At 37.2% G+C, this 26,661-nt stretch carries 18 protein-coding genes and 1 pseudogene; 10 read left to right on the forward strand and 9 right to left on the reverse strand.

Annotation, left to right across the window (positions count from 1 at the left end):
* The first annotated feature begins 183 nt into the window (after positions 1-183).
* Positions 184-1,689: a sodium/proline symporter PutP gene (putP, locus tag ACK1JC_RS02070; RefSeq protein ID WP_409510185.1), complete on the forward strand. Its 1,506-nt coding sequence runs from the start codon at positions 184-186 to the stop codon at positions 1,687-1,689.
* 57 nt (positions 1,690-1,746) lie between these two features.
* Here putP and ACK1JC_RS02075 read toward each other — a convergent pair whose 3' ends face one another.
* Complete coding sequence (locus ACK1JC_RS02075) at positions 1,747-2,250, reverse strand: Lrp/AsnC ligand binding domain-containing protein (protein WP_409510186.1); 504 nt, start codon at positions 2,248-2,250, stop codon at positions 1,747-1,749.
* A gap of 123 nt (positions 2,251-2,373) precedes the next feature.
* Between ACK1JC_RS02075 and putA the strand changes: the two genes are divergently transcribed.
* Positions 2,374-6,132, forward strand: a complete 3,759-nt coding sequence (gene putA / locus ACK1JC_RS02080; RefSeq protein ID WP_409510187.1) for a trifunctional transcriptional regulator/proline dehydrogenase/L-glutamate gamma-semialdehyde dehydrogenase — start codon at positions 2,374-2,376, stop codon at positions 6,130-6,132.
* Positions 6,133-6,245: 113 nt separating this feature from the next.
* Here putA and ACK1JC_RS02085 read toward each other — a convergent pair whose 3' ends face one another.
* Both ACK1JC_RS02085 and ACK1JC_RS02090 read right to left on the reverse strand, forming a co-directional pair.
* A complete protein-coding gene (locus tag ACK1JC_RS02085) occupies positions 6,246-6,821 on the reverse strand; it encodes a TetR/AcrR family transcriptional regulator (RefSeq protein WP_409510188.1) in 576 nt (191 codons plus the stop codon).
* Positions 6,822-6,870: 49 nt separating this feature from the next.
* The gene (locus tag ACK1JC_RS02090; protein WP_409510189.1) at positions 6,871-7,215 is read right to left on the reverse strand and encodes an SMR family transporter; all 345 of its coding nucleotides are present in this window, start codon (positions 7,213-7,215) and stop codon (positions 6,871-6,873) included.
* Between the two features lie 285 nt (positions 7,216-7,500).
* On the opposite strand from ACK1JC_RS02090, the gene pepN reads away from it, so the two are divergent.
* The 3 genes from pepN (at position 7,501) to thiM (ending at position 12,806) form a co-directional block, all read left to right on the forward strand.
* Entirely contained in the window at positions 7,501-10,110 is a 2,610-nt protein-coding gene (gene pepN / locus ACK1JC_RS02095; RefSeq protein ID WP_409510190.1) for an aminopeptidase N, read from the forward strand.
* Positions 10,111-10,711: 601 nt separating this feature from the next.
* Complete coding sequence (locus ACK1JC_RS02100) at positions 10,712-11,872, forward strand: hypothetical protein (RefSeq protein WP_409510191.1); 1,161 nt, start codon at positions 10,712-10,714, stop codon at positions 11,870-11,872.
* Between the two features lie 82 nt (positions 11,873-11,954).
* Positions 11,955-12,806, forward strand: coding sequence for a hydroxyethylthiazole kinase (thiM, locus tag ACK1JC_RS02105; RefSeq protein WP_409510192.1), 852 nt, complete (start codon positions 11,955-11,957; stop codon positions 12,804-12,806).
* Between the two features lie 48 nt (positions 12,807-12,854).
* Here the strand turns inward: thiM and ACK1JC_RS02110 are convergent, their stop codons facing one another.
* The 3 genes from ACK1JC_RS02110 to ACK1JC_RS02120 form a co-directional block, all read right to left on the reverse strand.
* Entirely contained in the window at positions 12,855-13,235 is a 381-nt protein-coding gene (locus ACK1JC_RS02110; protein WP_409510193.1) for a 5-carboxymethyl-2-hydroxymuconate Delta-isomerase, read from the reverse strand.
* 75 nt (positions 13,236-13,310) lie between these two features.
* Entirely contained in the window at positions 13,311-15,029 is a 1,719-nt protein-coding gene (locus tag ACK1JC_RS02115) for an AAA family ATPase (RefSeq protein WP_409510194.1), read from the reverse strand.
* 129 nt (positions 15,030-15,158) lie between these two features.
* Entirely contained in the window at positions 15,159-17,225 is a 2,067-nt protein-coding gene (locus tag ACK1JC_RS02120) for a hypothetical protein (RefSeq protein ID WP_409510195.1), read from the reverse strand.
* A gap of 311 nt (positions 17,226-17,536) precedes the next feature.
* Here ACK1JC_RS02120 and ACK1JC_RS02125 point away from each other — a divergent pair, with 311 nt between their 5' ends.
* A complete protein-coding gene (locus ACK1JC_RS02125; RefSeq protein WP_409510196.1) occupies positions 17,537-18,709 on the forward strand; it encodes an iron-containing alcohol dehydrogenase in 1,173 nt (390 codons plus the stop codon).
* Between the two features lie 128 nt (positions 18,710-18,837).
* On the opposite strand, the gene ACK1JC_RS02130 is transcribed toward ACK1JC_RS02125, so the two are convergent.
* Positions 18,838-19,002: a hypothetical protein gene (locus tag ACK1JC_RS02130; RefSeq protein ID WP_409510197.1), complete on the reverse strand. Its 165-nt coding sequence runs from the start codon at positions 19,000-19,002 to the stop codon at positions 18,838-18,840.
* Positions 19,003-19,354: 352 nt separating this feature from the next.
* Here ACK1JC_RS02130 and ACK1JC_RS02135 point away from each other — a divergent pair, with 352 nt between their 5' ends.
* Positions 19,355-20,185, forward strand: a complete 831-nt coding sequence (locus tag ACK1JC_RS02135; protein WP_409510198.1) for an SDR family NAD(P)-dependent oxidoreductase — start codon at positions 19,355-19,357, stop codon at positions 20,183-20,185.
* Between the two features lie 261 nt (positions 20,186-20,446).
* Complete coding sequence (locus ACK1JC_RS02140) at positions 20,447-21,400, forward strand: alpha/beta hydrolase (RefSeq protein ID WP_409510199.1); 954 nt, start codon at positions 20,447-20,449, stop codon at positions 21,398-21,400.
* Positions 21,401-21,529: 129 nt separating this feature from the next.
* On the opposite strand, the gene ACK1JC_RS02145 is transcribed toward ACK1JC_RS02140, so the two are convergent.
* Positions 21,530-22,711, reverse strand: a complete 1,182-nt coding sequence (locus ACK1JC_RS02145; protein ID WP_409510200.1) for a transcriptional regulator — start codon at positions 22,709-22,711, stop codon at positions 21,530-21,532.
* A gap of 401 nt (positions 22,712-23,112) precedes the next feature.
* Here ACK1JC_RS02145 and ACK1JC_RS02150 point away from each other — a divergent pair, with 401 nt between their 5' ends.
* Both ACK1JC_RS02150 and arsC read left to right on the forward strand, forming a co-directional pair.
* Positions 23,113-24,624, forward strand: a complete 1,512-nt coding sequence (locus ACK1JC_RS02150; RefSeq protein ID WP_409510201.1) for an aldehyde dehydrogenase family protein — start codon at positions 23,113-23,115, stop codon at positions 24,622-24,624.
* A 220-nt stretch (positions 24,625-24,844) separates the two neighbouring features.
* Positions 24,845-25,273, forward strand: coding sequence for an arsenate reductase (glutaredoxin) (arsC, locus tag ACK1JC_RS02155; RefSeq protein ID WP_409510202.1), 429 nt, complete (start codon positions 24,845-24,847; stop codon positions 25,271-25,273).
* 288 nt (positions 25,274-25,561) lie between these two features.
* Here arsC and blaMCA read toward each other — a convergent pair.
* A pseudogene (gene blaMCA, locus ACK1JC_RS02160) lies at positions 25,562-26,584 on the reverse strand (MCA family class C beta-lactamase); the annotation flags it as partial.
* Positions 26,585-26,661 lie beyond the last annotated feature (77 nt).

The raw sequence follows: 26,661 nt of genomic DNA on the forward strand, positions 1-26,661 counted from the left end.
ATTGATTTTAAAGTGTTTTTTATATTTGTAAGCAAAATTACACTTGTTTGCACAAAATTCTAGTAAATTACACCTTATTGTAACAGAGCGTAAATTTAAATCCGTGGTTGAATCTGCTCATTCAAGGACCGGACATAACAACAATACTGGACGGATTTATCCTCTGTGATAAAAGGAAACTTTATGGATTATCTCAACCCCACAGTCGTAACATTTGTTTTTTATATTATCGTCATGGTATGCATTGGGCTGTATGCATATAAAAAGACGACAGATTTCTCCGATTATATTTTGGGAGGACGTAGCCTCGGAAGTTTTGTCACGGCATTATCGGCAGGTGCTTCCGACATGAGTGGTTGGTTACTCATGGGACTACCTGGTGCAATTTATCTTTCAGGCTTGTCTGAATCATGGATTGCCATTGGTTTGATTATTGGCGCATGGATCAACTGGTTTTTGGTAGCAGGACGCTTACGTGTACATACAGAAATTCAAGGTAATGCATTGACTCTACCCGATTATTTCACAAGCCGTTTTGGTGACAAGAAAAAGATTTTACGCATCATTTCTGCAATGGTGATTTTAGTCTTTTTTGCCATTTACTGTGCTTCAGGCATGGTTGCAGGTGCACGTTTATTTGAAAGTATTTTTGGGCTCAGTTACACCACAGCACTTTGGCTCAGTGCACTTGCGACCATAAGTTATGTATGTATTGGTGGTTTCTTAGCAATTAGTTGGACGGATACTTTCCAAGCAGGCCTGATGATTTTTGCATTACTCCTTGCACCAATCATGACCTATTTAGCCTTAGGTGATACAACATCTGCGACACAATTAATTGAAACTGCTCGACCACATGCAAGTAATTTATTTACTGGCATTAGTGGCATCGCCATCATTTCCTCAATGGCATGGGGCTTAGGCTATTTTGGTCAACCACATATTCTCATTCGTTTCATGGCTGCTGACTCAGTACGCTCTATTCCAGCTGCCCGTAGAATTGGTATGGCTTGGATGATTTTATGTTTAGGGGGTGCAGTTGCTGTAGGTTATGTTGGTATTGCTTATTTCCACGTACACCCTGAACTTGCTGCTGTTGTCAAAGCCAACCCTGAAACTGTGTTTATGGAAGTAACCAAACTTCTATTTAATCCTTGGATTGCAGGCGTTATTTTGGCAGCTATTTTAGCCGCTGTAATGAGTACCCTCAGCGCACAATTATTGGTGTGTTCAACCACATTAACTGAAGATCTATATAAAGCATTTTTACGTAAAAATGCTTCACAAAATGAATTGGTCTGGGTTGGTCGTTTAATGGTTTTAGCCATTTCAGTTCTTGCCATTGTAATTGCCATGAATCCTGCAAGTAAAGTACTCGGTCTTGTCGCTTATGCATGGGCAGGTTTTGGTGCTGCATTTGGTCCGTTGGTCATTTTGTCTCTCATGTGGAAACGCATGACGCTCAATGGTGCTTTAGTTGGTATGATTGTGGGTGCAGTTACCGTAATTGCATGGAAAAATTGTATGGGCGATTTGGGTCTATATGAGATTGTACCTGGCTTCATTCTATCTTTCATCAGCATCATTGTGGTGAGTTTAATGGATAAAGAACCGACTCAAGATGTGATTGAACGTTTTGAAAGTGCTGAAAATATCTACAATCGTGAAATGCAAGACATGAAAAACTAAAATCGTTTAAACATGTTTTAAAAAAGGGCTTCATGCCCTTTTTTGTTGTTTTTAAATCTACTTTTTTGATGCAATTTTCAGCGTACTTTTTAAATGAATATGCTGACTATCTTTGATGACTTCCATCACTGGATAACTCCGTGTCTCCTTAACGCCTGGTAACTGCCACAGCACTTGTCCTGAAATGTGTCGAAACTCGCTCATATCTTTACAGCGAATTTTCACTAAAAAATCAAAACCACCACTAATCATATGACAAGCAATAATTTCAGGATGTAATACCACCGCTTCGGAAAATTCATCGAGTGCGTTAGGTGTAGTTTTATCAAGTAAAATTTCGACAAATACGACAAAACTCGCACCAAGTAAATCAGGATTAAGCTTGGCTTCATAACCCAAAATAAAGCCATCTACCATTAACTTTTGTACCCGAGCAAGTACGGCGGTGGCGGATAAATTAACTGCTTCTGCCAATTTAATATTAGATATTTTTCCATCATCTTGCAGAATATCGAGGATTTTTAGATCTATGCGGTCTAGAGTAGAAATTGAGGCTGTCATTTGAATTATTCTCTAAATATTAATCAAATTATAGTGAGTTATTCGGCTTTATTTCTGTGATGATAAATTAAATAAGGTAGCCAACTCAACAAAAATATATTGTTCAGTCACAGGATGTTGACCATGAATACGATTTCATCTGCAAGCACAGAAGCACTTAATACACCTGCTTTTGAAAGTATTACCCCATTTCATCCTCATACTGAGTTTCAACATGCTATCAATACGGCATGGCGCCGTGCTGAACCTGAATGCATCGAAAATCTACTTGAGCATACTCAAATTGATGATGACCTTAATCAACATATTCATGATCTTGCATTCAATTTGGCACATAGCTTACGCGAGCGTAAAAGCTCATCGGGCAAAGCAGGCATCGTACAAGGCTTATTACAAGAATTTTCCCTGTCATCACAAGAAGGCATTGCTTTGATGTGTTTGGCCGAAGCCTTACTGCGTATTCCAGACAATGCCACACGTGACCTACTGATCAAAGACAAGATTAATCAAGGCAATTGGAAAGATCATTTGGGGCAAAGTAACTTGATGTTTGTCAATGCTGCTGCATGGGGCTTAATGCTCACTGGTAAACTGATGGAAACACCAAAACATCAAAGTTTATCAGGCATGCTCACTTCCCTTTTAGCACGCAGTGGGCGTGGCATTATTCGTAAAGCGGTTGATGCAGCAATGCGGATGATGGGCGAGCAATTTGTCACTGGTGAAACCATTGAAGAAGCACTTGATCACGCGAAACCGCTTGAAGAAAAAGGCTTCCGCTATTCATACGATATGCTCGGTGAAGCCGCACTGACCGAATATGATGCAGATCGTTATTTGGCTGATTATACCCAAGCCATTCATGCTATTGGTAAAGCCTCTGCCGATAAAGATGTTTATAGTGGCCCAGGAATTTCTATCAAATTATCCGCATTGCATCCACGTTATCAGCGTAGCCAAATCGCCCGTGTGCATGATGAGCTTTATCCTAAAATTCTCAATTTAGCTTTATTAGCAAAAAGTTATGATATTGGGCTGAATATTGATGCAGAAGAATCGGAACGCCTTGAACTTTCTTTAGAGCTTCTTGAGCGTTTATGTTTTGAGCCCGCTTTGAAAAACTGGAAAGGCATTGGTTTTGTCATACAAGCATACCAAAAACGTTGTTTCTATGTGGTTGATTATATTATTGACCTTGCAAAACGTAGCCAAAAACGCTTGATGATTCGTCTTGTCAAAGGTGCCTATTGGGACAGCGAAATTAAGAAAGCTCAAATTGATGGTATGTCAGACTATCCTGTTTTTACCCGAAAAGTGCATACAGATTTGTCTTATATTGCTTGTGCCAAAAAACTATTAGCTGCGCCTGATTTGATTTACCCACAATTTGCTACGCACAATGCCCAGACCTTAGCGACCATTTATCAACTTGCACAACCTGAAAAATATTATGCAGGACAATATGAGTTCCAATGCTTACATGGCATGGGAGAACCCTTATATGATCAAGTGGTTGGCTCAATTACTGATCAAAAATTAGGAGTTCCTTGTCGTATTTATGCACCTGTTGGTAATCATGAAACCTTACTCGCTTATTTGGTTCGTCGTTTACTCGAAAATGGTGCAAATACCTCTTTCGTCAACCGTATTGCCGATCAAACTGTGCAAATTGAATCACTAATTGAAGACCCAATTCATGAAATTCAGCACACGGCGCAACAAGTCGGTATTGTTGGAACGAAGCACCCTGCCATTCCTTTACCTCATGATGTATTACAACCCATTCGTCAAAATTCAATTGGTTTAGATTTAAACAACGATGCTGAATTACAGCAGTTAAATCAATATGCTGAGCAATTTTCGAATCAACAATGGTCAAGCTCCCCATTATTAGAAAATTTTGATCTTCAACAATCCAATTTACAGCCTCAGCCCATTATCAATCCTGCGCATCATCTAGATATTGTCGGTTTTGTCTATGAAGCTGAAAGCGATCAGGTCAATCTTGCACTGAATAATGCCACGCAAAGCAATGCACTTTGGCAAAATACCCCTTCACAACAACGGGCGGAATGTCTATTCAAAGCAGCCGATCTGATGGAAGGTCGGATGCAAGAACTGATGGTTTTACTGTGCCGTGAAAGTGGTAAAACATGGTCAAATGGTATTGCTGAAGTACGTGAAGCAGTTGACTTCCTACGTTACTATGCAACGCAATCACAAGATATACAAGGCAAAATAGATGCCTTAGGAACGGTATTGTGTATTAGTCCATGGAATTTTCCACTTGCAATTTTTAGTGGGCAAATTGCTGCGGCACTTGCAACCGGAAATTGTGTGATTGCTAAACCTGCCGAACAAACACCTCTTATTGCAGCCGAAGCCGTGAAAATTTTATGGCAAGCTGGCATTCCAAAATCTGTCGTACAACTTTTACCAGGACGTGGTGAAATTGTCGGCTCACAACTAAGCCAAGATGATCGTATTCATGCGGTAATGTTTACAGGCTCAACCGAAGTTGCCAAAATTTTACAACGAACTTTAGCTAAACGTTTAAGTCCACAAGGTTGCCCTATTCCGTTAATTGCTGAAACAGGTGGACAAAATGCGATGATTGTTGACTCATCAGCATTGACTGAACAAGTGGTGCTTGATGCAGTCAATTCAGCATTCGACAGTGCAGGTCAACGCTGTTCTGCCCTACGTGTTTTATGTGTGCAACAAGACAACGCGCCTACCCTCATCAAAATGCTCAAAGGTGCAATGCAACAACTTAACTGTGGTAATCCTCAACAATTAGATATCGATGTCGGTCCTGTTATTGATCTTGATGCACAGCAAAATATTGAAAATCATATTGAACAAATGCGTCAACAAGGTTATCCCGTTCATCAATTACAATTTAAAACATCACAAGATAAGTATGATCATTCATACAAGACACAAGGTACATTTGTATCGCCAACGCTCATTGAACTACCTAATTTAAATGAGCTTAAACGTGAAGTATTTGGTCCTGTGTTGCATGTCATCACCTATAAATATGGTGAGCTTGAAAAGTTACTTCAACATATCAATGATAAAGGTTATGGTCTGACCATGGGCTTACATACTCGTATTGATGAAACCATTGATACGGTTATACAACATGCCGAAGTGGGTAATCTCTACATTAACCGTAATATTGTTGGTGCAGTGGTTGGCGTGCAACCCTTTGGTGGCGAAGGTTTATCAGGTACAGGGCCGAAAGCAGGTGGGCCAATTTATATGCATAAACTCATGCAACACCAATCTTATAAACAAAATCAACTCTTTGGTACAATAGAATCACTCACAACCAAAACAGAATTAGCACAATTTGTAGCGTTTAAAACATGGGCAAAGCAACAATTTAGAATTGATCTGAACTTAAGTATCGAAGAAAATTTGATTGGTTTATATACCCTGCCAGGACCAACAGGTGAAAGTAATCATTATACGATTGTGCCACGTAAAGCCATTTTGTGTATGGCTGAGCAAGAACAATCGTTGATTCAGCAACTTACGAGTGTTTATGCAATTGGAAGTACACCAGCTGTCTTACATGATGATGTTGTGATTTTAAAATATTTTTCGAGTATGCCTGAAACATTACGTAAAAGTATTCAAATCATTCAAAATATTGAAACAGATCATTTTGATGCTGTACTGTATCAAGGTTCGGAACAAAAATTGATGCGATTACAACAAAGCATTGCACAACGTCAAGGAGCGATTATTGGTATTACCCATGTACAGATTGGGCAATCTATACCCCTAGACCGTTTAGTGATTGAAAGAGCCGTCAGCATCAATACCGCTGCTGCAGGTGGTAATGCAAGTTTGATGACGCTACAAAGTTAGCCGCAATAGCAGTTATTTTATCGATATTTAAGGCTTAAAAATTAAATTTTCCTCGCCTATTTCAATATTGAAATAGGCGTTTTTATGAGAATAACAATCACTAAGTATTCATCTTAAGTAATAGTAGGATAAGAGCGTTGAATTAATTCTTGTTTAAGCACCATCAAATCTTGCACATTTCCGGGATCAAAGCGTTCAATAAACCATGCACCATCTGCGGCATAACGCAATATACGTAAATTCAAATCAGCATCAGTGTGTTGATGTTGCTTTAAACGATCCGCTAACCACCTATTCCAAAGCAGACTAAAAGTCTGATCAGAAACTAAAGTCATTGATAAGGTTGCCCATAATGAACTTACCCCAAAAGATTGATGGGTTAAGGTCACTTCAATATACGCACGTGTAAAACAGCCATATTGCACCGTATCTTGTTCAATAAATCGGTCAATTTCCTGATCAAATTTGTGTAAAACCTCATGTAACATGGTTTCAATTAAAATTTGCTTATTGGCAAAATGATGAAACACGCCCCCTTTGGTCACGCCTGCAAATGCCGCAACGGCTTGAATTGAAACACTTGCTACACCTTTTTCTGCTGCAAGCTGCATTGCGCCATCCAAAATACGTTGCCGAACCAAATTTGGTTGTTTCTTGCGCTGATATGCATTTTGTATGACAGATTCCATTAAATACTCGGCTCCAATCTCTATGTTTCACTTTTGATAAATTATTAACTTAATGTCCAGCAGAATGTGAAAATAAATTAATCACCACCACACCCGATACAATTAGACCGATGCCAATCATAGCTGCTGCATCTAAACGCTGCTGAAAGACAAAAAATCCAATCATTGCAGTGAGGACAATCCCCACACCTGCCCAAATTGCATAAGCAATACCCAACGGAATTACTTTAATGACTTGTGATAGCAAGTAAAATGCGATGCTAAATAATACGATAACGGCAAGGGATGGCCATAATTTGGTAAATCCCTCCGATTTCACCAAAAACGTAGAGCCTGTCACTTCTGAAATAATCGCCAAGCCAAGCAATGAATAAGCAAAAAGAAAACTGTTCATTATAAACCTATAAAAGATACCGATCGGTAGGTATGTTATCTAAATTGATCTCATTTTGCAATTTCAACCAATTATTTAATACATCTCAACGTCTATTTATCACTCAAAGGCAATAAAGATGCCTTTAAAAGCTGAAAATAGATTGAAAAATCAGTCCACCACACCCATACATAAGGCAACTCAAATATTCAAGACAGTCACCCAATGCTGGAGTATCATCAAATTTAACGATACTTCACACACCACATTGATGACGACAAATATAGATAAGGATGAAGGCATTATATGAATATTGCAGCAAACCCATTGGTTGAAGCAGATCAAACCATTTATTTAAAAGATTATCAAAAACCTGCTTTTATGGTTGATTCTATTGACCTAAATATCCAAGTCTATGCAGACCATACACAAGTCGACAGTAAATTGGTAATGCAGCGTCAGGCTGAAGGTGACTTGGTGCTATTGGGTCGTGATCTTGAACTCAAATCTATTGCTGTTAATGGTCAATTACTGTCTGAAAATGAATATCAACTCAATACTGAGCAATTGATCATTCAAAATGCCCCTGCTGATGCGCTTGTTGAAATTACAGTCATTATTCATCCTGAATCAAATACTCAGCTTGAAGGTTTATATCAAGCTGCTGGCGATTTATTTGTCACGCAAAATGAGCCTGAAGGTTTCCGTAAAATTACTTTTTACCCTGACCGTCCTGATGTTTTATCGGTTTTTACCACACGTGTTGAAGCAGACAAAAAATTCCCTGTTTTACTTGCGAATGGCAACTTGATTGAAGCAGGTGAAACTGGTGAAAACCGTCATTATACCATTTGGAAAGATCCAACTAAAAAACCAGCCTATTTATTTGCCTGTGTGATTGGCGATTTGGCAGTACTGAAAGATCGCTATACGACTTCAGAAGGTCGTGACGTTGCACTTGAAATTTATGCCGAAGAAAAAGACATTCCAAAATGTCACATTGCGATGGAAGCACTGAAACATTCTATGCGTTGGGATGAAGAGCATTATGGTCGCCCATACGATTTAGACAACTATATGATTGTAGCAACCAGCGCATTCAATATGGGTGCAATGGAAAATAAAGGTTTAAATATCTTTAATACCTCATGCGTACTTGCAGATGAAGAATTTACCACCGATGCATCAATTATGCGTGTGCAATCTGTCATCGCCCATGAATATTTCCATAACTGGACAGGAAACCGTATTACCTGCCGTGATTGGTTCCAACTCTGCTTAAAAGAAGGCTTAACGGTTTTCCGTGATCAATCCTTCTCGGAAGATTTACAATCGGCTGCGGTTCAACGTATCGATGATGTTGCTGTACTTAAAGCCCATCAATTCCCTGAAGATTCAGGTCCACTTTCACATCCGCCACGTCCTGATCATTTTGTTGAAATCAATAATTTCTATACGGCAACGGTTTATGAAAAAGGTGCTGAAATTAACCGTATGATGGCAACATTACTCGGTAAAGAAAAATTCCGTGCAGGAACAGATGAATACTTCAAACGCCATGATGGTCAAGCTGTAACAGTTGAAGATTGGATTGCAACATTGACTGCAGGTTCAGGTGTTGATTTATCTACATTTTTAACATGGTACAATCAACCTGGTACACCAAAGTTAGAAGTGCAAGATCAATATGATGCAACCGCACAAACCTATACATTAAGCTTTAAACAAAGCCTAAAAGCACATCCGAAATATCCAAATTTAAAAGCCGTACCAATTCCTGTGGCTTTAGCACTTTTTGATGCAACAACAGGTGAACAACTTGTACTTAGCTCTGATGCCTTGTTTGAAGATAACGTCAAAGATGGTATGTATCTATTTGATACGGATACAGCAAGTATTACGTTCACAAATGTAGCTACTCAACCTGTGGTGTCATTGTTACGTAACTTCTCAGCACCTGTAAATTTAGAATTTAATTATTCAGATGAACAGCTTGCATTCTTATTACGTTACGAAACCAATGGTTTTAACCAATGGCAAGCATCACAGACCTTATTGGAAAATATTCTACTTAAAGATCACAATGCACAAGTTTATCTTGATGCGATCAGTGCGCCGGACTTCCTTGGCAAATTAATCAGCACAGACCCATTATTGGTGTCACGCTTATTTGATGTGCCAACAGAAGGTTATTTGGCAAGCCGTATTGATCAAAATTACAATCCATTGGTAATTAAAGAAAAACGTGAAGCACTTTTAAATGCTGTTGCAACAATCTTTAAAGGTTTTTGGAAAAATGTATACCAAGTTTTAGATGAACCTGAAGATTTCAGTCAAGCAATGGGTGTGCGTGCAGTTAAAAATATTGCATTAAGTATGATGGCACGTCAGGGGGATGATGAAGTCTTTACTTTAGCAGAAGCACAATATCGAACAACAAAGAATATGTCTTTACGTTTGGGTGCACTCAAAGTTTTAGTGTGGAATGATGCACCACAAGCAGAGTCAGCACTTATTGACTTTTATTTACGTTTTAAAGATGAAGCATTGTCAATGGATCAGTGGTTTATGATTCAAGCAGCACATCCTAAAGCAGATGCCGATACAATTGCATACCTAACCTCACATCCTGATTATGATTTAGCTGTACCCAACCGTATTCGTTCAGTTTCAGGCGGTTTAAATGCTAATCCTGTCAACACATGGAGTTTTGGTGTTCAGCACTTTATTGATTTAGCGAAGTATTTAGATGAGAAAAACCCAATTATTGGTTCTCGGCTATTACAGGTTTTATCACGTTGGTATACGCTAGCAGAACCACAGCGTAGTGAAGTACAAGCACAACTTGAGGCATTAAAACCATTGGTAAAATCTAAAAATGTTTCTGAAACACTCAATAGCATGTTGACTATATAATCAATATCGCCAACTCAGTCAGATTAAAGACCAACTAAAACTAAAAACCCAGAGACTATCTCTGGGTTTTTTAAACAACCTAGACCAAATCCCTACTCAGAATAAAAGTTTTCAGGTAAAATTAACGTTTACTTACAATCTATAAAATTAAGTTCATGGACATTCTTAAATTTATCAAAAGTTTCAATACAGTTAATAGCTACCTTATAGTTTCATTTTTAGCCTTAATCACACTCGTTGTGTATTTATTTGTTTTAAACCCCACTTGATGATCGGCTTTTAAAAACTCAGAAAGAAATACATTAGGAATATTATGGACAGCACAGTATTCCTTTTTAATCATTTCCCACTGCCGATTCTTACGGTTAACAGTATACTTTATTAAAAGTAACACAACCTTAAACGTTGTGTCTGTACATTACCTATCAAACATTATTCTTAAATCATATAAACATATTTAAAATATTGTAAAAAGACATTCAATTTTAATTGCATAATATTTTCTAAAAATAATTCAAATACAAACATAAAAGATTGAACATCCCTATTTATCCTTCAAAGTGTATAATGTTTTCACAATCATCTTGGACTTACACTCTGCATGGCGCTTCAAATTTTACAAAAAAAACTTGATGAAAGTACATTCTGTCCATTATGTCAGGCATCAATGTTTTTTATTGAAGCTGAAGAGTTTGATCAAGAGCTTTATTATCACCAATGTAGTCATTGTGAGCATCAAAACTATCAAAATAATGCTCGAAATTGTCATTGTCAACGCTGTATGACGCAACGTAAAAAATTAATGGCACAAACCAAATTACAAGAACAACGTAAACTTCAAAAAAAAACCGATGTAATTGAAAAAAGTTTAGATCAACTGAATTTTATGCATAAGCTATTTTTACTCAGTTTACTTGATGAACATGTTCGTGAAGGATCGAGCTATGCTGAGTTTATTGATCTCAATCAATTCAAATATCAAACAATTACGCCCAATGCTTATTTTCAAACTCAATTGCTCAATCAACTTATTAAAGACAATGTCCTTGTTGCAAAAGAATTGAGTGATGATTGTCAACAGTATTACATCAATATTCGTTTAGATGGTTATTCCGAACCGAGTCTATTTAGTATTACACAACAGTTAAGATATTGGTTCTACGAAAATTTATCATTAGGTGTTCCGTTTAAATCGGCGGAAGAAGTCAAAAATACTTTATATGCTGTTTTATATCAAGAAATTGTACAATTCATGCAATATTACTGCAAAACATGGGGCATTTTAATTGCAGGGAATACTCGGTTTCAAACTTTTTGCTACCGCTTAATGGATACGCTTGCACCTGGTCAAATTTTCTATATGATTCAAACAGCACTTGAGTATTTATATAAACAAAAAGCACTGCAAGCACGTAATGATAAATTTATTAATACCAATATTCTAAGAAAAACATTGGAACAATACCGTGACCGCTCTGTCAATGAAAAATGGGAAACACCAACTTTACCCCGCCCAATGACCATTCCACTTAGCAAAATGAGTCATATTCTATTGACTCGTTTTCTAAAGTTTGATGAACATATTTTTTATCAACCCGTTTGGAAAATGTGGAAACGGATTGAACCACGACTAAATTTTTATTCTGTTAAACGCTGTATGTATTGTGGTTCTAATGAATTAAATATTGAATATGACGCTGAAAGTTATATCACCATGACCTGTCGTCATTGCAAACATCAAGATCATTATTTTACGCAATAACCTAAAAAAATTGGATAAAACTAAGATAAAATACTTACTCTTTTTTTCAGTTTTATCTTTGACTTAGGATTCTAAACAACACATGACTGCAACCACTGAACAAATTTTACAACATCCAAGTACGACATGGATTATTCAAATGGTCATTGAAGCTTGGCAAAATTTACAAAAACAACAACCGCTTGTTCAGTGTATTACCAATAGTGTTGCGGCGAATTATGCAGCGAATGTTTTACTTGCAGCAGGTGCATCACCTGCAATGATTGATAATCCTTTTGAAGCTGAAAGCTTTGCTAACATTACTTCGGCTCTCAGTATTAATTTAGGTACACCAACACCCGATCAAATGCAAGCCATGAAAATTTCAGCAGAAACCGTCTCTAAAAAATCTATTCCATGGGTGCTTGATCCTGTCGGCTACGGTGCAATTTTAAAATGGCGTAGCGATATGGCAGACACTTTAGTCAGCTTAAAACCAACGGTTATACGTGGCAATGCTTCTGAAATTTCAGCTTTGGCGGGTAATCAGGTTCAATCTAAAGGCGTAGATAGTACTGTTGCAAGTCATGAAGTTTATAAGCAAGCTCTCCCCTTACTTCAAAATTGTGAATGTGTCGCAATTTCAGGTGAGTCAGATTTTATTTTATCAAAAGAACTCAATGCCGTGATTCAAGTCAATGGTGGCAGTTTTCTTCAACCTAAAATTACGGCAACAGGTTGTGCTCTAGGTGCTCTCATTGCAGCATATTGCGCTGTTACAACACCAACAATTGCCACGATTTCAGCACATATTCATTTTGCGATTGCAGGGAAATTGGCTTTTGAAAAGAACCAAACGGTTGGTCATTTTAATGTGGCATTTCTGGACGAAATTTATAGTCTAAATGTAGATAAAATTTCAAATTATGCCAATATTGAAGTTTTAAAATTTTAATGTAACCAACTTCAAAAAGGTCGTTCATTGAACGACCTTACACAACAATTATTTTTGAATTAAAACTTTACGATAAATATCTCTTGGCATTTCAGCAAATTCAACGCATAACTGCATCTCCAAACCTACAGCAGTATAATCTTGAAATGACTGTAAATATTTAGATAAGCTATCCGTCATTAAGTTTTTCTGCGTTTCTGTACGACCGCTTAAACCTTGTAATCGTATAAAAAAAAAGGCTTGTTGATCATCATCATTTTCTTCACCAAAACCGACCATATAGTCAGTAACAGCATGAATGCGGGTTTTAATATCTTTGGATTCAGCAACCAAACCTGTATCAAATAAAGCATGATTTAAACCAAGCATCAGCTTTTTTTTGTCTAAATTCTTGATATTATCAGAATAATCAATGAACATTTGTGGCATAGCTTTACCTACATTTTACACTTCAGAAAAATCAAAAAAGTTGCGCGATACAACGTAAAAACTATTCAATAACGCTTATTCAATAAATAAAAGCGCTAAACGTACTTGATCATATCCCATCTTCGGGCTCGTCATTTCAACAATGGGACGCAATTTAATATTACCATCTTCACTGAAATTTTGAGCATCTTGACGTTTGAGTAATTTTTTATAAATCTTACGCACTTGCTCAACAACTTCTTCACCTGGATTGGCAACGGAAATATCTAAACCTTGTTCTCGTTGCAATTTTGCCAAATGATTAATAATCGTTGCAGGTGTTAAGCTACGCTCTACCGCAATATCCTGAATTTCATAACCATTAACAAAAAGTTCACGTGTTTCATCAAGTGTGGCATTGGCATAATTGGCTTTAGCACCCGATTTAGCTATTTTTTTCTCATTGCGCTCAATTTCAGTGGTATTGAGTGTCCCACCACAGTGACGAATAAAGGCATGATGTTGTTGTGTTAAATCAATATCGGCATAATGAACTTCGGCCTCTGTCGATAATTCTTGAAAACGGCGATCCGCTTTAATTGCCAAACTATCCAACTCTAATGCCTGATCATTAAAACCCAATAAACGTAAGCCATTAATCGATTTTAATCGGGAAAGTGCAACATAGCCTTGCCCTTTTTCAAAAGTATGGCTGAGATTAATTTCCGCAGCCTCTAGTGTCATACCTTGAGATTTATGAATGGTAATTGCCCAAGCCAAACGCAGTGGCACTTGCTCTAAACTTGCAATGGTTTTACCAGCCTCGTTGTCGACAGACCATGTTTCAGGCTCAACGACAAGTACTGTGCCATCAGTCAGTTTAACTTTAGGCAACATGCCACCAATATTGCCATCTTCTTCAAAACCAATCACTTCACCCATGCTGCCATTGATATAGCCCATGTCGAAGTTATTCTTAACAAACATCACTTTAGCATGCAGTTTCAAAGTCAATTCTTCAGGCGCACGTACAGAAGATTTTAAGGTTTCAATCAGTTTGTCATTGCCACCCGTCACTGCAACAAATTGGTGACCATCCCCTTTAATTTCATTTAAATGTTGATAATTAATATTATCGACATCCATATTATGAGTATATAAACGGGTAAAGGTCTCACCAATGTCTTGTTGTTTGGTTTGTTGTAATGCACGAATATGTTCAGGACGAATTTCTTGGGCACGAATGGCATTTAAAATATCATTTAACGCTGAATCATCCTGACGATGTTGCTCAGTCAAATAGCACACACGAAATTTGGCTTCGACCCAAGCATTGGACATAAAACAGAATTTATCACGGTTTTTTTCATCATTACGTCCCACAGGCGGTAACTGAAAAAAATCACCTGCAGCAATGACTTGAATACCGCCAAATGCCTCATCACTTTCTTTAAAATATTTTAAAACTTGATTCACCAAATTCAATTGTTTGGCATGCAACATTGAAATTTCGTCAATAATTAACACTTGGGCATTTTCTAAATGCTCTTTTAAATATTTGCGCTCTTTCATGCGCTTTAAATCTTCTTCAGACAAGACATCTTTAATGCCAATGCCTGCCCATGTATGAATGGTCATGCCATTCATATGCGTGGCAGCAATTCCTGTCGATGCCGTAATAGCAACAGGAACTTTGCGTGCTTTCAAATAGTTAATGTACTGATTTAGCGTATAGGTTTTTCCTGCACCTGCGGAACCTGTCAAAAAGACACTCTCGCCTGCTTTCATGAGTTTCAGTGCAGTTTCTTGTTTCATAACAACCTATGGTGCCTATACGGAATTGAACGCCTATAGCCTAACGACTTTTAAGTGAAATGTTAAGGTGAATATTCAATAGCTGATGATTTACCTATCTCTATATAGCTCTATATAGACAGAAATCGCTTATTTAAACCGATCAAGGCTCAATGCTTCAGGATTATAGCTTTCAAGGCGTAAATAGTCATTAAACTCATCGACAAAGGATTGTGCTGAAACAATAATAGTCGCATCAGGGATAAGATTATTTTGCAAACGCACTTGATCATAGACCAATCGACCATATTGATAATGACAACCGAGCGTCAAGTTCAAATGCGTTTCTTGTAAATGCTGCATATGAAAAGCCACATATTCATGATCGACAATACGTTCAGTATAACTAATCGCTAAACAATGCTTAAAATAGATCGACTCTTCAACTAAATCATCAATGCTATTTAACTCACTATAACGCCAACCATTAAAATACATAGTGGTCATTGGGCTAATCGGCTCCCATGATTCAACTTGTATACGCATACGTAGTTGATCATAGGTTTTCTGTCGTCTTAAATGCATATGCCATCGACATGCCTGAGTAAATAAGCCTTGCCATGTGACATTCTTACTCATTTCACGGCGTTGCTGAAAATGTTCTAGCAAATAGTCCGATACATCACTCGAAAATACACTGATGCTACCGACTAAAGGAACAGTTGGATGTCGAAATAATGCTCTAAAATCTTCTACCTTTAATTTGTGTTCTTTTAATAAATAAAAAAATTCAGGTCTTTGCTGACTTTCAGGATCAATATATGCAATTAAATCATGCGGAATTTGTGTGGTAATCTGCTGTAAAAAACGCATATAGGCTTGCATGACCCGACTCAAGCGCACATAAACCTGCTTCAGCACCTGCGGTTTATCTATTGATTTATAAGATAAGAGTTTCAAATACTCTTCAATGTAGAGCATTGAGTGAGTAATGGGCACTTGTACTGGCGGAGCAATATAGGTTGTTTCTCCATCTTCATGCTTAACCATAACACTCACTGAATTATTGGCAGGATTAAACCAATCATGACGGATCGCATAATCATGGCATTCACGTAAAAATAAGCGTGCTGCAATCCCTTTAAAATAGCGTAAAGTTAACAACATGACTTGAGGATGAATAGATGAACAATCCACCAAACTAAGTGCAGTCATACCAATACGTACGCTTGGATGATTAATCTGTTGACTTAGCCAATCATTCACCAATGCATCTTGTTTGAACAATAAATTGACTGTTCGTGAATAATTAAACACAGGGAAATGTCGTATCAATAAATCATCCCAATATTGAGATTGATCAAGTAAAAATGATTTTCTTGCAAATAAATCTTGCTGTTGCCAATAGCCACGATGCATTAATCGGGCAAAACCAAGTAAATTTGGATGCTCAATCGCATGCGGAATTAAAATTTTCAATTCATTTTGCTGTTCAAGTAAGCTCGTCAAATGGAACTGTTCACTAAATGTCGTTTCCATAATCCGATACAATGCATGAGGCATAAAACGGTTTGCGGCATAGCACATTCGATCATAGTGTTGTACTAAAGCATTGACCTGAATGAAAAATTCGCCCTGTATTGAATTAACTAAACAAAGGTGTTTTAGATTCAACTCAACTTCAAGCGGAATCTGAAGCCCTGAACGTGCAAAACGAGTCAAATGCGGCTCATGATAGTAGTTTTCACCCATTAGCAGTTCATCAATAGCAGTCGCATCTTGCTCAGAAATATTATAAATAAACTGCTCAATTCGATCTTCACCATGTATCCACTCAAAAACTTGCTCGATTAAAGTTTGACGTAAAACTTGTACTCGAGAACGCACCGTTGTTGGATGTTGTGTTGCTTGATTACCTGTAAAAAAAGGCATTTCAATCAATAAAAATTGTGTCAATTTATCGTAATTATGTTCAGGATAAGCATATTCAATGCGTAATAAGACATCTTCAGTCGAAAAATGCAATTTCAACAAGCCATTTGCAAACGATAAAGTATGTAAATTGGTGTCTTTTTCCAGCATATTTTGTGCAGTGACATGTTCGAGATAACGCCATTGATCAAGATAAATCTGATTCAGCACATCAGACACTTGCAACAATGCACGTGCTGTTTTCTGATGTGGATGATAGATGTTTTCATAAATGCTGGGTTGCATGCATGTTCCTGCTCAAAGTATCAATCGTTCTCAAATAATCTGCTGTAAGATAGTATGTATAAAAAAATTTAATTAAATTATAAATTTAAATTTTATAAATCCAACCAACATACTTACAGTCAGCACAGTATACGGTGCTGACTCGAAAACTGCTGATCATTTATATTTCAAATCGTGAAAAAGCTCAAAATCAATATAAAAATATTGGTAGGTATTAAGTAGGTGCATATTTACCGTCTAAATCCTGATACTCGGTTTAAGGGTGAAAATCACCCGTTGGACGAAATAACAATGGTAGAAGGAATCGCACCATGGCTTTTAAAAATATTGCAGATCAAACAAACGGCTTTTACATCCCATGTGTTTCACTTTTTGGTCCAGGTTGTGCCAAAGAAGTTGGTGCTAAAGCACAAAATTTAGGTGCGAAAAAAGCACTGATTGTTACCGATGCAGGTTTATATAAATTTGGCGTAGCCGATTTAATCGCGGGTTATCTCACAGAAGCAGGTGTGGCGAGTCATATTTTCGCAGGTGCAGAACCAAACCCAACAGACATTAACGTGCATAATGGCGTGACCGCATATAACGATAATGGTTGTGATTTCATTGTTTCGCTTGGTGGTGGTTCATCACACGACTGTGCAAAAGGCATTGGACTTGTTACTGCTGGTGGTGGTCATATTCGTGACTATGAAGGGATTGATCAAAGTAAAGTTCCTATGACTCCACTTGTGGCAATCAATACCACCGCAGGTACAGCTTCGGAAATGACTCGTTTTTGTATTATTACCAATACTGATACGCATGTCAAAATGGCGATTGTCGACTGGCGCTGTACACCACTTGTTGCAATTGATGACCCTAAACTCATGATTGCAAAACCTGCTGCACTTACAGCTGCGACAGGTATGGATGCATTAACACATGCAGTTGAAGCGTATGTATCGACTGCGGCAAATCCAATTACCGATGCGTGTGCTGAGAAAGCTATTACCATGATCAGCGAATGGCTCAGCCCTGCTGTTGCTAATGGTGAAAACTTAGAAGCACGTGATGCGATGGCTTATGCACAGTATTTGGCAGGTATGGCATTTAATAATGCATCATTAGGTTATGTTCATGCGATGGCACACCAGTTAGGCGGTTTTTATAACCTACCTCACGGTGTTTGTAATGCCATTTTGCTCCCGCATGTTTGCGAATTTAACCTTATTGCTTGCCCTGACCGCTATGCCAAAATTGCACAGCTCATGGGTGTAAATACGCATGGTTTAACTGTTACTGAAGCTGCTTTTGCTGCAATTGATGCTATTCGTGAATTATCAGCATCAATTGGTATTCCAGCAGGGTTAGCTGAACTTGGTGTAAAAGCAGAAGATCATGCAGTGATGACTTCTAATGCACAAAAAGATGCGTGTATGTTGACTAACCCACGTAAAGCCACTGATGCTCAAGTGATTGCCATTTTTGAAGCAGCAATGTAATTCAATGACACTCTGCTAAAAAAATTTAAATATTATTTAAATAATAAAAAAAAGGAATAGTTTCTAACTATTCCTTTTTTAATCACTCAAGCTTAAACCTCATCAAACAAGACGGTTTCAGATCGTACTTATTTTACTAATGCCACAAAGCTTTCATCACTATATCTAGTAGCATCCGTCATGTCATTTTCATTAAATGTCATAACGGTAGTCGTTACATTTTCATCTACATGTTGATGAGCAGTTTTTTGATGTTGAGTCGCAAGTAAATACTGTTGTTGAGCAGATGCCATATTGGCTTGTAAAGTTTTTTTACGATCTGCAATATCTGGGTGGCTCGATAAAAAATCAGAACGTTTTGATGTTTCGATATTACGCTTTTAAAATTAATAAAAAAGTCACATATAAAATCAACAAACATGACTAAATTAAACCAATCAAATAATATTTAAATTAAAATAATTTATTATTAAGTCCAATATATCAATGCTTAATTTTTTATGACGCTTATCACGTTCCTAGTCACTTATTTTTTAAATTATTTGTTTTCAACACCCTAAAAATTCAGTTCACGTGAAAACGATTGTTTTAAATTTTAAGTATAATTATGATCTATCCACTCACCCACAATTTTAAGAACAGCTTATGAAAACAATTCTGATTACAGGTGCAAATACAGGCATTGGACTCGCAACAGCCGAGACTTTTGTAAAAGATGGGCATCACGTTATCTTGGCTTGTCGAAATCCAGACAAAGCGAGTCAAGCAAAAAAACAATTGGATGCAATTGGTACGGGAAAAGTTGACACTGTTACACTCGACTTAAATGACTTAGCTCAAATTGCACAAACAGCAGATACATTAATCAGTCAATTCGAAAAAATTGATGTCCTTGTCAACAATGCAGGTATGATGACCCCACAGCTTGAAAGCACAGCAGATGGTTTTGAAAAACAGATTGGTGTGAACTATATCGGTCCCTTTCTATTAACCATGAAGCTTCTGCCTTTAATTAAAAAAGCAGAACAAGGGCGAATTATTCATCTTGCGTCTATGATGCATTTACTTGGGCAGATTGATGTCGGTCAATTCAAGGCTGATCAGATCAAAAAATACAATGGCGTACGAAGCTATGCCAATAGTAAACTTGCCAACTTACTATTTAGCAATACCCTCGCACAACAATTACAAGGTAGTTCAGTGACCAGCAATGCACTACACCCAGGCGGTGTGGATTCTGAAATTTATCGAGAATTACCAAAATACCAATACAATGCTTTGAAATTATTTTTAATTCCGACATCGAAACCTGCCGAGCTGATTAAAAAAATGGCATTTACTACAGAATGGTCTCAGCGCAATGGCGATTATGCAAGTCTACAAACACCTGCTTTGAAATCTCGTAAAGCCAAAGATCGTGAACTTGGTCAATATCTATTTGATCAAACAATACAATTGGTGCATCAATATTTATAAAAAGCACTCTAAAATATTAAAAGCCTGTATTTACTCTTCGATACAGGCTTTTTTTATTTATGATCTATCAACAATCGATATCGAATAAATGCTATCACTCTAGAAAATAGTCCTTGAACTTTATAATAATCAGGTTAAAGTCAAAGAGATAGATTACAAAGACAGCATCTCTCTCGCACGATAAGCTGTTATAAGCGCATGGATGCCTTATTCTCAAATGAATCATCCACACAACCATTGTAATAATGATGAGTATAAAAGATGCACAACAAAACCTATCAAAGCGATATTCTTGGCGCAGGCTATGAGCAACTTACCCTACATTACCCTGACGATTTTGAAGGTAAAGTTGTTGCAACCTTAGTCCGTAAAAAAGCAGAAAAAAGTACGCAGAAAGCTGTACTTTATATTCATGGTTTTCTCGATTATTTTTTTCAAACCGAAATGGCTGAAAAATTCAATCAACAGGGTTACGACTTTTACGCACTCGATTTACGTAAATATGGACGCTCACACTTACCTCATCAAAAATTTTATAATCTTCGCAATATTCAAGAATATTATGCCGAAATGACCGAGGCATTAGAGATTATTGGTAATGAAGGTCACGATCATGTCTTACTTGCAGGACATTCTACAGGTGGCTTAACCTCAACACTTTATGTAGCACATCATCCAAATCATCCTTTAATTAAAGCTTTATGGTGTAACAGCCCTTTTTATGACTTCAATATGCCATTATGGAAGAAAAAATTGGCATTACCTCGTTTAAGTGCTTTAGGTAAAAGATTTCCAAACTTACGCTTTCCTAGTGAACTCAGTAAATATTATGGCATCAGCATACATAAAGATTTCGAAGGTGAATGGGATTTCAATTTAGAATGGAAAAAGCCCAACTATCCATTGGTCTATATCAGTTTTGTACATGCCATCTTTGAAGCGCAAAAAGAAATTCATCAAGGCGTAAAAGTATCTGTACCAACATTAGTGATGCGCTCACACCAAACCAAGAACCCGAAAAAGTTCAATATTGATGCACAAACTTCAGATGTAATTTTAGACGTCAAAGATATTTTGAAATATGCAAATAAGATACAAGGTCCCGTTACCGTTATTACAATACAAAATGGTTTACATGACTTAGTACTTTCTTCCCCACCTGTACGTGCAGAAGTGTACGAGAAATTATTTCATTGGTTAGAAACCAATACATGATTTTACTTATACGCTTTTGATGGAATCTACGCATTCTTATAAATAGTCATTCATGATCAATCGTTATAAGCACCCTTTTTCTAAACTGTCTTGAACTCAAAGCAGTTTAGAAAAAGTAAGGATGACATCTTAACGCTCATCTTTATATTTTAATAAAAGCTTATGTGCAGGATGTCCGACAGGTGTAAGCTCAATTAAACGCTCAACAGCATCAATCGCTTCCGGCGAATGCGCTAAATGTTTCAGTAAGTGATCAGGCTCACTGGCTTTAAAAATTGCGTCACTGAGTCTAGATTCTAAGCAATCTCGCCAAGCCGTTAAAAATGGACTTTCTGTTTTGGACAAAAATACGCCCTGACATAACTTCATTGCAGATTCGGTATAGCCTGAATCGAGTGCATTTTCCATTTGTAGAAAATCTGCTTCTACATGAGCCAATAAGCGATAAGGTCGTGAACCCAATAAGCCACCTAAAATTTCACGCAATTGTGACATTTCAGCTTTGAGTGTACCCATACTGACTTTACGCTCACCATATAAAGCCTGATGCAAACTTTCTAAATTCATGCCTTGCGGGCAAAGTGCCAAAATGGTCAAAATTTCAATTTGTCGTGGCGTCATAACAATAATTTTGCCATTAAACATCACTTGTGGCACTGAAAAAGCACGTATAAACAATTGTTGTTGCTGATCACCCTGCAATGCCGATTGAATAATCGCAGCACAACGCTCTGCGGCAAGCACACCTAAACTATTGTGATGATCCCACGTGGTGGATAAATCAATCACGCCCAAAACCTGCTTGGAGAATGGGTCGATAATGGGTGCAGCATAACAGACCCAATCATGGATTGAACTCATATAATGTTCATTTGAAAATACACAACTCGATTGTTGCGTTTTTAGCGATAATGCAAGTGCATTAGTTCCCACCAACTCTTCACGCCATTGTCCGCCTTCAACAAAATGAACTTTTTCTGCAGCACGACGCATTTGCCCACTCGCTGCTGTCCATACAATCGTACTGCCCACATCACCCACCGCAGCGACCATTGATGATTGCTCTGCAATGTGTTGAAGTTCATCACCACACAATTCAAGTGCTCTTTCCAGTAAGCTTTTCCTGTCTTGTTTCAAATGAATCAGTGGTGCAGCATCACGATCTTTAGGGATCGCTGCTGAATGCGAACGTTGCCAAGAACTGGCAATACTTTGCCCAAGTTGATCGGCATGCTTTAATGATAAACTACTACGTTGACGTAGTAATTCAATCTGATCCCGTTTCTGTAATAACGATTGTTGACTCAACATTTGCTACATTCCTATGTATTCTGCTGATGTTTATCCACCGTCTTTTTTCTTTTTGTCACATGTGGCACTGTTCTATATGGCATGATTCATCGCTTTCAGTTTAACACTAACACATTCTCCTTATACTCAGTCAACAGACCTAAGACCAAAGCGTTAGTATTTGTATCTGCTTCAAATCTAATTGTATATAGTGATTATTTACAGCCCATTTAATATAGAAAAATACCTATTATATACATCAATAAAAAAACACTAACAAAAATTAGAATATAGACCATTTCAGTCTGCTTTTTCAGCCAACCTTTCTCCTACCTTCGGCTTTATATGCTCAATGCACAACGACAATAGTTCACCACTGTGTCGCATCACCAAACAGTTAAAATAAGTAAAGGGAAATTCTTATGCGCTACATCGATCCTAACCAACCCGAATCAAAAGTTCAGTTTAAAGCTCAATATGAAAACTTTATTGATGGAAAATGGGTTGCACCAATTAAAGGTGAATATTTTGATAATATTTCTCCTGTAGATGGTAAAGCTTTTACGAAAGTTCCACGCTCTTCTGCTGAAGATATTGAACTTGCTCTTGATGCAGCACACAAAGCCAAAGCAGCTTGGGGTAAATCATCTCCAACGACTCGATCAAATATATTGCTTAAAATTGCAGATCGTTTAGAAGCAAATTTAGAGCTTCTTGCCGTTGCTGAAACTTGGGAAAATGGCAAACCTATTCGTGAAACCTTAGCAGCAGATATTCCGCTATGTATTGATCACTTCCGTTATTTTGCTGGCTGTTTACGTGCACAAGAAGGAAGTATTTCTGAAATTGATGAAGATACTATTGCCTATCATTTCCATGAGCCTTTAGGTGTTGTGGGACAAATCATTCCATGGAACTTCCCTATTTTAATGGCGGCATGGAAACTTGCTCCTGCACTTGCTGCAGGTAACTGTATTGTTTTAAAACCTGCTGAACAAACGCCTTCAAGCATTTTAGTCTTAGCTGAACTCATTCAAGATATTTTACCGCCCGGCGTACTCAATATTGTCAATGGCTACGGTGTTGAAGTCGGTCGTCCTCTTGCAACCAATCCACGTATTGCCAAAATTGCATTTACGGGTTCTACGGCTGTTGGTCAAAAGATCATGCAATATGCAACTGAAAACATCATTCCTGTGACACTTGAGCTAGGTGGCAAATCTCCTAATATTTTCTTTGAAGATGTTATGGATCAAGATGATGACTATTTAGATAAAGCCCTTGAAGGTTTTGCTATGTTTGCACTCAATCAAGGTGAAGTCTGCACGTGCCCATCTCGTGCTTTAGTACAAGAAAGTATTGCTGATAAATTCCTTGAAATGGCTGTAGCTCGTGTAAAACGCATCAAGACTGGTCATCCACTAGATACCGATACCATGATTGGTGCTCAAGCTTCATTAGAACAGCAAAATAAAATTTTAGGTTGTATTGCTACAGGTCGTGAAGAAGGTGCTCAAATCTTAACAGGTGGTCATGATCGTCAAGAAGTTGGCAATGGTTTTTATATTGAACCAACCATTTTCCAAGGAAATAACAGCATGAAAATTTTCCAAGAGGAGATTTTCGGCCCTGTATTGGCAGTCACTACATTTAAAGATTATGACGATGCAATCAAAATTGCCAATGACACAATGTATGGCTTAGGTGCAGGTGTATGGTCACGTTCTGCACATACTTCATACCGTGCAGGTCGTGCGATTGAAGCTGGTCGTGTATGGACAAACTGTTATCATATTTATCCTGCACATGCAGCATTTGGTGGTTATAAAAAATCAGGAATTGGTCGTGAAAATCACAAAATGATGCTTGATCACTATCAACAAACTAAAAATTTATTGGTCAGCTATTCAACAAAGGCTATGGGCTTCTTCTAATCTAACTTTCCCAAGTGTAAAAAGCCAAAAGCGGACTCCTGTCCGCTTTTGGCTAATCAATAAATGGTGGTTTAAATTGTGTACTCGTTGAATCTGCCAATAAAAAGTCGGAGATAAATTCAATATATTTTCAATACTTTTGATATTTAAAATTTGAGTGAAATATAATGAGTATGGTTTTAAAATACCACGCAATATTCTTTTCTGTTGAATCACTCTCATGTCACAAAAAATTAAAATTTACCACAACCCTGCTTGTGAAACCTCTAGAAATACCTTGGCTTTAATTCGTAATACAGGGCAAGAACCTGAAGTCATCGAATACCTTACAGATCCACCAAGCAAGGCTGAATTAATTGATTTAATTGAAAAATCAAATTTATCAGTCAGGGATGCTATACGTAAAAATGTAGAGCCGTATGAAAATTTAAAATTGGGGCAATCCGATTGGAGTGATGATCAGTTAGTAAATTTCATGCTTGAATATCCAATCTTAATTAATCGTCCATTTGTTGTAACCGAACTGGGAGTAAAACTTTGTCGTCCATCGGAAATAGTTTTAGACCTACTTTCTACACTAGGGTTAAAACCTTTTGTAAAGGAAGATGGTGAAGTTATTATTGATGAGAATTTAAAACGAATAAAATAATGGCTTAAAACGAATGAAGTAATTACTATTGGTAAATAGAATATAGACTCCATGCCAATATTTGTGCAAAGCCAATCACGATCCTGATCTTATAATTCATAGCCATTGATGGTGAACATCTATTTTCATAGGGAACCAATATATACATCTGCTCACAGATATAAGTTTTAAATTAAAGAAACCATGATAGTGCGCTGAACCCTATCATGGTTTTATATAAGATATTGATGCTTAAGGGTAAACCTCAAGCATTTCGCATAAGACGTATTATGTTAATTTAAGAGAAAGTTAATTATTTTTCAATGTTTCAAAAACATTATATGCTGCCTTAATACGATCTACATTTGGTATCTTTTTATTCATTAACATAACCAATCCAAAGCCTTCTTCTGGAATAAATAAAACATACGCACCAAAGCCATTAGTAGATCCTGTTTTATGAAAAACTTTAGATTTTGGTTGCGATAACACTTTTACAACAGGATTTGAGCCCATTAAGATTTGTTTGGAATTACTAGCCTGCAGAATTTCGGAAGTAGTAGGATAAGAAAACATTTCCCATCCTAGTGCTTGTGTCATTCCGCTATCAGCAACTTTAAAATATCCTTTATGTGTATCTAGTATAGCTTTTTTCATAGCAGGACTATTTGTATCTATATTAAGATTTGAATTTACAAACTTAAGCATATCTGGGAGTGTTGATTTAACGCCATATGCCTCGTCCGACAATGGACCAGGATTAACTCGAACTGGCTTATTATTTTCATCATAGCCAAAAGCATAGTTCGTTTTTTGCGCTTCTGGAACATTAACGTATGTATGTTTCAAATTAAGTTGAGGAAAAATAATTTCCTCTAATAATGAAGAGAAAGGTACATCCATCGATTTTGCAGTTAAGTACCCAAATAGACCTATACTTGGGTTTGAGTATTCACGATAAGTGCCAGGAGGATTCTTAACTTTCCATTTTTTGAAATACTCTAATATTTGCTTATCAGTTTTGATATTATCGGGAAATTGTAATGGTAAATTACCACTTGTAAAGGTTAATAATTCTAATAAATTCACCTTATTAATTTCTGAATTTTTTAGAGCAGGTACGTATTTACCAGGCTGGTCATCGAACGATATTTTACCTTGGTTCTTAGCATATGTACCTGAAATAGCTGTAAAAGTCTTACTTAAAGAACCTAACTCAAAAATTGTCTGACTATTTACGCTTCCATTTGTATCTTTAGATCGGACACCATAATAATTTTCATAATTTTTACCATTATAAATTACACCTACAGCCATACCAGCTACACCGTATGATGTGTGCTGAAAAAACAGGAGGTTTTAACTTGGTAAACTAAACACACTCATCAGGAGTTTACCATGAGCAAGAA

This window comes from Acinetobacter sp. TY2, assembly GCF_046269225.1.
Classification (GTDB): Bacteria; Pseudomonadota; Gammaproteobacteria; order Pseudomonadales; family Moraxellaceae; genus Acinetobacter.